Source organism: Ruminiclostridium papyrosolvens C7 (genome assembly GCF_000421965.1).
Taxonomy (GTDB): domain Bacteria; phylum Bacillota; class Clostridia; order Acetivibrionales; family DSM-1351; genus Ruminiclostridium; species Ruminiclostridium papyrosolvens_A.
The window spans coordinates 1-2781 of record NZ_ATAY01000079.1; the positions used below are offsets into that span (position 1 = coordinate 1).

The 2781-nt window shown below is 39.4% G+C and carries 3 protein-coding genes; all 3 read left to right on the forward strand.

Annotated elements, in window-relative coordinates; translation table 11 throughout:
* Positions 1-83: 83 nt before the first annotated feature.
* Genes L323_RS40925 through L323_RS35800 form a run of 3 tightly spaced genes read left to right on the forward strand, consistent with a single transcriptional unit; the run spans position 84 to position 2766 of the window.
* On the forward strand, positions 84-1613 hold the full coding sequence (locus tag L323_RS40925; protein ID WP_038276023.1) for a DNA cytosine methyltransferase: 1530 nt from the start codon (positions 84-86) through the stop codon (positions 1611-1613).
* Positions 1606-1797, forward strand: coding sequence for a hypothetical protein (locus L323_RS35795; protein ID WP_020816497.1), 192 nt, complete (start codon positions 1606-1608; stop codon positions 1795-1797). The genes L323_RS40925 and L323_RS35795 overlap by 8 nt, the downstream gene beginning before the upstream one ends.
* A gap of 12 nt (positions 1798-1809) precedes the next feature.
* Positions 1810-2766, forward strand: a complete 957-nt coding sequence (locus L323_RS35800; protein ID WP_020816498.1) for a hypothetical protein — start codon at positions 1810-1812, stop codon at positions 2764-2766.
* Positions 2767-2781 lie beyond the last annotated feature (15 nt).

Consider the following 2781-nt stretch of genomic DNA (forward strand, 5'->3'; position numbering starts at 1 on the left):
AGCAAAATATTACGTACCAAATAAATAATCGGAGTAATACTAGTTAATTAAGTGTGCGCACACCTCCAGACGTGGAGGGTAAATTGATAACAATAGGAAGTTTGTTTGACGGAATATCTGGATTTCCTTTAGCCGGAGAACGATTAGGCACGAAGTCAATATGGGCCAGTGAAATTGAACCATTTCCAATTAAAGTCTCGACTATAAGATTCCCGGACATGAAACAGGTAGGAGATATAACTAAAATCAATGTGGATGAACTTGAATCGGTAGACATTGTAACAGGCGGTAGCCCATGCCAGGACTTGTCAGTTGCCGGAAAAAGAGCAGGATTAGCAGGAACAAGGTCGGGACTATTCATGGAACAAATACGAATCATAAAGGAGTTGAGAAATAAAAATGGCAAAAACAGCGGAACAAATGGACTTATTCGACCCCGATTTATGGTCTGGGAAAATGTCCCCGGAGCATTTAGCAGTAACAAAGGAGAAGATTTCCGGGCAGTCCTCGAAGAAACGGCAAGGATTGCAGACGAAACCGTTACTATACCTAAACCTCCAAAAGGTAAATGGAATACTTTTGGAGCCATCATGGGAAACGGTTGGTCAATTGCCTGGAGAGTCTTGGACGCTCAATACTGGGGAGTCCCCCAACGTCGTCGTAGAATCTTCCTTGTCGCAGATTTTGGAGGACAATCCGCACCCGAAATACTTTTTAAGCGTGAAGGCTTGTCAAGGCATATTACGAAGGGCAGAAAAGAGGGGAAAGGAACTGCCACCGATGTTGAAAGAAGCGTTGGAAAGGCAAGCGGGGCTGATATCTATAACTACAGTTTGACCGGTGATAAAGCATGTACATTAAATGCTAATAGCGGAAGTTCTCCGACACATTCTGGTCCGTCAGTACTATACGAATCACACCCAATGGATAGTAGAATATCTGGTCCGTTAAATGTATCACCAACAGTTAGTGTTAAATTTGCTAAAGGTTGTGCAGATACACCACTAATACAACATATACCCCTACATAGCCCTTGCCCAACTTTAGATGCAAGCTATTACAAAGGAACCGGAGAAAGAAATGGAATTGAAAGACAGGTTATAGCTCAAAAAGTTTATGGTGCAGATTTAAGCCAAAAAGCTGAAGGTATTTGTTTTAAAGAGGAAGTTGCTACATGTGTTAATACTGGGACACACGGAGGGCATGGAAACAATGTTATTACATATCAAAAAGTAACCGGTCCATTAATGGCAAATAGTCATCCGGGTAGTTATACAGGACAAGATGCTTATAACGATATGTTTGTAACTTCTATAGATTGCATAAATCATAAAGAAAACATGGAAGTAAGCGGGACACTATGCTCCAAAAACAAACCCGGTTATAGCTTGAACTATCAAAATCCTGTTAGAGTAGGCTATTCAGTTAGACGATTAACTCCTTTGGAATGCGAGCGACTACAAGATTACCCGGACGGATGGACGGACATTCCCGGTGCAAGTGACTCGGCAAGATATAAAGCATTGGGTAATTCGGTAGCGGTATGTTGCCCGGAATATGTTCTCGAAGGGATAAAGGAAGTAATAGATCGAGAAGGTGAAGTAAATGACTAAGAACATAAAAATCTTTTTTAAAAAGCCTGAAAATGAACCTAAAAACCTGACTTACAACTATTACGGAGTGACTGAGATTGAGTATATAGGTGATAAGGTACTGATTTACAAAGGTGAGGGCGAAGAAAAGGCAAGCGTGGCAATACTGAATTGGTCAAATGTCAACCAGATAGTGGAGATGTAGGGAGAGTGAAAAATGAACTTAAATGTTGCATTGTTCGATGCAGATGGACACAATTTCCCAAATCAAGTGCCGATGAAACTTTCAACTCATCATAAAAACCACGGTGATACTGTCGGGTGGGGCAATCCTCTTGAAACATACGATATAGCTTATATTTCCAAAGTATTTACGTTTTCGCCCGATTTTAATACTTGTGTTAAGGCTGATTTAATAGTCAGAGGTGGAACCGGATATGATCTAAAAAATAAATTACCTACAGAAATAGAAAATTGTAGCCCTGATTACACTTTATATCCTAAATACAAAGAAGCTTACGGATTTTTAACCCGTGGTTGCCCTAATAATTGCCCGTTCTGCATAGTCGGTCAAAAGGAAGGTTGTAAGAGCTACAAAGTCGCTGATTTAGGCCAATTTTGGACAAATCAAAAAGAAATCAAGTTGCTTGACCCAAATCTTTTAGCCTGTAAGTCCGAAAAATATAATCTTTTGCAGCAGCTTGTAGACAGCCGGGCATGGGTGGACTTTACACAGGGTTTAGATATTAGGTTGATGGATGATAAGGCAATAGACATGATAAAGCGGATAAAGCTTAAAATGATTCATTTTGCTTGGGATAGAGATACTCAAAGTGATCTGATTGTTAGGAATCTTCAAGCTTTTAAAGAAGCCACTGGGATAGACCGAAGGAAAGCAGCGGTGTATGTTCTCACAAACTATGAAACAGAATTTGAATTTGATTTATACCGTGTCTATAGACTTAGAGAACTAGGATATGATCCATACGTTATGATCTACGACAAAGAGGAATTTCTTGACGGAAAGAAGTTAAAGCCAATGAATGTTTTGTTAAAAAAATATACAGTGGATCAGATAAAACACTTTAAAAAATGTTGGAAGCTTCAAAGATGGGTAAACAATAAAATCTTATTTATGAGTTGTGAAAGGTTTGAAGATTATAAGGCGGGTTAGTTCGTAATATAGCGG

What these genes read in the sequence shown, in the direction of transcription:
- L323_RS35795 (WP_020816497.1), top strand. Translation starts at nt 1,606, where the DNA reads ATGACTAAGAACATAAAAATCTTTTTTAAAAAGCCTGAAAATGAACCT.
- L323_RS35800 (WP_020816498.1), top strand. Translation starts at nt 1,810, where the DNA reads ATGAACTTAAATGTTGCATTGTTCGATGCAGATGGACACAATTTCCCA.